Source organism: Isoptericola sp. NPDC060257 (assembly GCF_042726645.1).
Classification (GTDB): domain Bacteria; phylum Actinomycetota; class Actinomycetes; order Actinomycetales; family Cellulomonadaceae; genus Isoptericola; species Isoptericola nanjingensis.
Window position 1 is genome coordinate 1 of the sequence record NZ_JBHXAW010000317.1, and the last position, 4,697, is coordinate 4,697.

At 72.5% G+C, this 4,697-nt stretch carries 6 protein-coding genes; 4 read left to right on the top strand and 2 right to left on the bottom strand.

Annotation, left to right across the window (positions count from 1 at the left end; genetic code table 11):
- Window positions 1-63: 63 nt before the first annotated feature.
- Window positions 64-1,074: a hypothetical protein gene (locus tag ACFWEK_RS18990; RefSeq protein WP_430555049.1), complete on the bottom strand. Its 1,011-nt coding sequence runs from the start codon at window positions 1,072-1,074 to the stop codon at window positions 64-66.
- Between the two features lie 105 nt (window positions 1,075-1,179).
- Here ACFWEK_RS18990 and ACFWEK_RS18995 point away from each other — a divergent pair, with 105 nt between their 5' ends.
- Together ACFWEK_RS18995 and ACFWEK_RS19000 are read left to right on the top strand one after the other, a co-directional pair.
- Entirely contained in the window at window positions 1,180-1,719 is a 540-nt protein-coding gene (locus tag ACFWEK_RS18995) for a peptidylprolyl isomerase (protein ID WP_429762799.1), read from the top strand.
- 318 nt (window positions 1,720-2,037) lie between these two features.
- A complete protein-coding gene (locus ACFWEK_RS19000) occupies window positions 2,038-2,721 on the top strand; it encodes a rhomboid family intramembrane serine protease (protein ID WP_430544854.1) in 684 nt (227 codons plus the stop codon).
- A gap of 60 nt (window positions 2,722-2,781) precedes the next feature.
- Here the strand turns inward: ACFWEK_RS19000 and ACFWEK_RS19005 are convergent, their stop codons facing one another.
- Window positions 2,782-3,042, bottom strand: coding sequence for a cell division protein CrgA (locus tag ACFWEK_RS19005; protein WP_429762797.1), 261 nt, complete (start codon window positions 3,040-3,042; stop codon window positions 2,782-2,784).
- 128 nt (window positions 3,043-3,170) lie between these two features.
- On the opposite strand from ACFWEK_RS19005, the gene ACFWEK_RS19010 reads away from it, so the two are divergent.
- Together ACFWEK_RS19010 and ACFWEK_RS19015 are read left to right on the top strand one after the other, a co-directional pair.
- Window positions 3,171-3,902: a DUF881 domain-containing protein gene (locus tag ACFWEK_RS19010; RefSeq protein WP_430544855.1), complete on the top strand. Its 732-nt coding sequence runs from the start codon at window positions 3,171-3,173 to the stop codon at window positions 3,900-3,902.
- An 83-nt stretch (window positions 3,903-3,985) separates the two neighbouring features.
- On the top strand, window positions 3,986-4,666 hold the full coding sequence (locus ACFWEK_RS19015; protein ID WP_430555050.1) for an aminodeoxychorismate/anthranilate synthase component II: 681 nt from the start codon (window positions 3,986-3,988) through the stop codon (window positions 4,664-4,666).
- Window positions 4,667-4,697: the final 31 nt, after the last annotated feature.

The window sequence follows — 4,697 nt, forward strand, 5'->3', positions numbered from 1 at the left end:
CACTGCCCTGTGGACGAGGCCCTGCGGCGATCGGTGCGGTGCCGTCCCGGGACGGCGAGCTGGTCAGGCCTTGTCGCCCTCCCCCGCATCCTTCGCTTCCCCGGCGGCGTCCTCCGTCTTGCGGGCGGCGGAGCGCGTACGGTTCGTGGCCTTCTTGGCGGCGTCGGTGGCCTTGTCCTTGGCCTTGTCCACGGCCTCGGTGACCTCCTCGCCGAGCTCGGCGGCCTTCTCGGAGGCGCGCTCCGCGGCCTCGCGACCCTTCGCGACGGCGTGCCCCGCGGCCTCGCCGACGGCCTCCGCCGCGTCGCCGACGGCGTGCCGCGCGTCGCGGGCCGCGCCGTCGAAGTCGGGTCCGGACTGCTGCTCCCACGGCTCGGCCCACGGGTCGTTCTGCGGCTGGGCGCGGCGCCAGAAGGCGTATCCGGCCACGGCCGCCCCGGCGAGCGCGAGGAGCCAGAACAGCCCCTTGCCCTTCCCGGACTTCTCGGCCTCCTTGGCGGCCTTCTTCGCCGCCTTCTCGGCGGCTGCCTGGGCATTGGCGGCCTCCTTGGCCGCCTTCTTCGCGGCCTTCTTGCCCGCACGACCGGCCTTCTCCGCGGCGTCGCGCGCGGCGTCCGCCGCCAGGACGCCGGCCGCGCCCGCGGCCGCCCCGGCGCGCGTCGCGGCCTCGTTGAACGCGGAGACGACCCGCGGCAGGTAGTCGTCCACGATCTTGTCGTGCGCGGTGTCCACGAGCGGGCCCGCCTTGTCGGCGGCCTTCTCGACCCGCGGCGCCGCCGCGAGCACGCTCTCGCGCCACGCCTTCTCGGCACGTGGCACGAGCCACTCGAGGAAGGAGTCGACCCGCGGCTCGGCCCAGTCCTTGGCCTGGTTCGCGGCGTCCTTCGCCCCACCGGCGGCCCGGGCGCCGACGTCGACCAGGACGGCGGCCGCCTCGGTCGCGGAGCCCTTGAGCTTCTCGGTGTCGATGTCGTTGATCGTCGAGCTCACCTTGTCGGAGACCTTCGAGGAGAGCTTCTCGGCCTTGTCCTTGGCAGCGTCCTTGACGCCGTCGCCCACGTTCTTTCGCACCATGGACCCACTGTGCCACCTGGTGCCTTGGCCTGCAGCGGCACGCGCGGGCCGCGCCGTGCGGGTCGTGGAGACGGATGGTGAGAGCGAGGGTGAGAGGATGAGGGCATGTTCGCAACCCTCCACACCACCGCCGGTGACATCCGCATCGAGCTGCTGCCGAACCACGCGCCCAAGACCGTCGCGAACTTCGTCGGGCTGGCCAAGGGCACCACGACGTGGACGGACCCGGCCACGGGCGCCGAGCGCAACGACCCCCTGTACGACGGCGTGATCTTCCACCGCGTCATCGACAACTTCATGATCCAGGGCGGGGATCCGCTGGGCACCGGCACCGGTGGCCCCGGCTACACCTTCGACGACGAGATCCACCCCGAGCTCCAGTTCGACGACAAGTACATCCTCGCGATGGCGAACGCCGGCAAGCGCCGCAACCCCGTCACGGGCGCCGTCGAGGGCACCAACGGCTCGCAGTTCTTCATCACCACCGGCGCCACGCCGTGGCTGAACGGCAAGCACAGCATCTTCGGGAAGGTGGCCGACGACGAGTCGCGCGCCGTCGTCGACGCGATCGGCACCACGCCGACCCGCCCCGGCGACCGTCCCGTCCAGGACATCGTCATCAACAGCGTGACCATCGAGGACTGAGTTTCGGTCCAGGTCACGGTCGGGGTCGAGAATCTCGCCGCAGTCCCGTTCACGCGCCCCAGGGGCGCTCCACTTCGGGAAGGATCGGACTGCGACGAGATTCTCGACCCCGACCTCTCTCGCCTTTCGGAGGGCTGACCCATCTCGACCCCAACTCCCGGTCCGCAGCCGACGTCTCCGCCGGTGTGCCCGCGGCACCCGGACCGCGTGTCCTACGTGCGCTGCCAGCGCTGCGGGCGGCCGACCTGCCCCGAGTGCCAGCGACCCGCTGCCGTCGGGATCCAGTGCGTCGACTGCGTCAAGGAGGCGTCGCGTGCGGTGCCGAGCGCCCGGACGATGTTCGGCGGCACGGTCCGCGGCGGGCGGCCGGTCGTCACGCTGACGATCGTCGGTCTGTGCGTGGTGAGCTGGGTGCTGCAGCTCGTCACGGGCGGCGAGTGGACGCAGCGGTGGGCCTTCGCCCCCTCGGTGGGGCTCGACGAGCCGTGGCGGTTCCTCACCGCCGCGTTCCTGCACTCCACCAGCCCGCTCCACATCCTGTTCAACATGTACGCGCTGTGGCTCACCGGCCCGTTCCTCGAGCAGGCGTTCGGGCGCGGTCGCTTCATCGCGCTCTACGTGCTGTCCGCGATCGCGGGGTCCGTGGGCTACCTGCTGCTCGCCGACCCGACGAGCTACTCGTGGATCACCGCCGTCGTGGGTGCCTCCGGGGCCGTCTTCGGGCTGTTCGGCGCGATCATCCCGGTCCTGCGCCGCACCGGGCGCAGCGCCGCGCAGATCGTCGTGCTCATCGCCATCAACATGGCGATCCCGTTCTTCGTCGGCGGGATCGCGTGGCAGGCGCACCTCGGCGGCCTGGCGGTCGGTCTGGCGATGGGTGCCGGGTTCGCCTTCGCCCCCCGCGAGCGGCAGGCGCTCGTGGGGTGGCTGCTCCCGGCGGGCGTGGCCGTCGTCCTCGTCGCCGCGACCCTGTGGAAGTACGCCTCGGTGGGGATGCTCTGAGCGCCGCCCACAGGGTTGTCCACAGGTGTGGAACGAACTACACGGGTGGAAGACCCGGCGTCAGCGCCAGCGGGTGGTGAGCCCGAAGCCCGCGATGATCAGCACGAACCCGACGGCGAGGTTCCAGGCGCCGAGCGCCGGGATCGGCAGGCCCAGCCCCTGCGCCGTGAGGTAGTACAGGACGATCCACGCGAGGCCCAGCAGCATGAGAGTGAGCATCGTCGGCACCAGCCAGCGCGGGTTGCCCTGCGGCTTCGCCTTCGGCGTCGCCGGCTGCTCGGCGGGCGTGCTCTTCTTCTTGCGGGACTTCGACTCGGGCACGGGGAGGTCTCCTGTCCGGACGGGTGGGCGCGGCCGCGGGCCGGATGCCCGCCACCGTCGGCGATTCTGTCGACTAGCGTAGTCGTCAGCAGGCTCGAGAAGGACAGCCGCGACCGACCGGAGGGCCGATGAACCGCCGAGTGCGCCAGAGCGCGACCGTCGCGTGCGTCCTCGCCGCGTCCGGGCTCCTCTTCACCGCCAGCGCGCAGCTCGCGGACACCAAGGACGGTCGCGACCCGCAGGACCTCGCCGAGCTCGTCACCACGGAGTCCGACCGCGTCGCGGGGCTCACCGACCGGATGAACGAGCTCGAGGCCGAGATCGACGACCTCGGCAGGCAGGCGGGGACCGACCTGCCCACGCGGAGCGCCGACCTCGTGGCCGACGAGTCGGTCGTCACCGGTGCCGCGCCCGTCTCGGGGCCCGGGCTGCGGGTGGCGCTCGACGACGCGCCCGCGTCCAGCCAGTCGATCAGCGGGGCGCGGCCGGACGACCTGGTCGTGCACCAGCAGGACGTGCAGCACGTGATCAACGCGCTGTGGGCGGGCGGGGCCGAGGCGATGACGCTGCAGGGCGAGCGCGTCACCGCGACGTCGGCGTTCCGCTGCTCCGGCAACATCCTGCTGCTGCACGGCAAGGTCTTCTCCCCGCCGTACGTGATCGAGGCCGTGGGCGACCCCCAGCAGCTCCGGGCGTCGCTGGACGCCGACCCGGGCGTCGCGATCTACCAGCAGTACGTCGACTGGGTCGCCCTCGGGTGGTCGGTCAAGGACGCGGGCACCCTCGAGCTCCCCGCGTACACCGGCAGCTCCGAGATGAAGTACGCGACCGTCCCCGCCGGCACGGACGTGTTCTCGTGAGCACCTCGATGCCAGGCCGGCGATGGCGTGGCCGCCGTCCCGCCCCGCAGCCCGCCTGACCATCTCCCCGAAGCGAGACAGCCATGACCAGCCCCACCCCCACGACCGCCGGCCCGCGCATCCTCGTGGTCGACAACTACGACTCGTTCGTCTACACGATCGTCGGCTACCTGGACCAGCTCGGGGCGCGCACCGTCGTCGTGCGCAACGACGCCGTGCCCGAGCCCGACGCGGACGGCGTCTTCCACGACGGGGACGGAGCGCCCTTCGACGGCGTCCTCGTCTCCCCCGGCCCGGGCACCCCGAAGGAGGCCGGCTCGTCGGAGGACGTCATCCGCGCGTGCGCGCGCTCTCGCACGCCGATGCTCGGCGTCTGCCTGGGCCACCAGGCCCTCGCGGAGGTGTACGGCGCCACGGTGGCGCACGCGCCGGAGCTCATGCACGGCAAGACCAGCCTGGTGGAGCACGACGGCGAAGGCGTGCTCGACGGTCTGGCGTCGCCGTTCACGGCGACGCGCTACCACTCGCTCGCGGTGCTCCCGGAGACCGTCCCCGCCGAGCTCGAGGTGACGGGCGCGACGGCGAGCGGCGTCGTCATGGGACTGCAGCACCGCGACCTGCCGCTGCACGGCGTGCAGTTCCACCCCGAGTCGGTGCTCACCGAGGGCGGGCACCGGCTGCTCGCCAACTGGCTCGCCGTGTGCGGCGACGACGGCGCGGTGGAGCGGTCCGCCGGCATGGCGCCGCTGGTGCACCAGGGCTGACGTCGACACGCACGAAGGAGCCCGCCGGGAC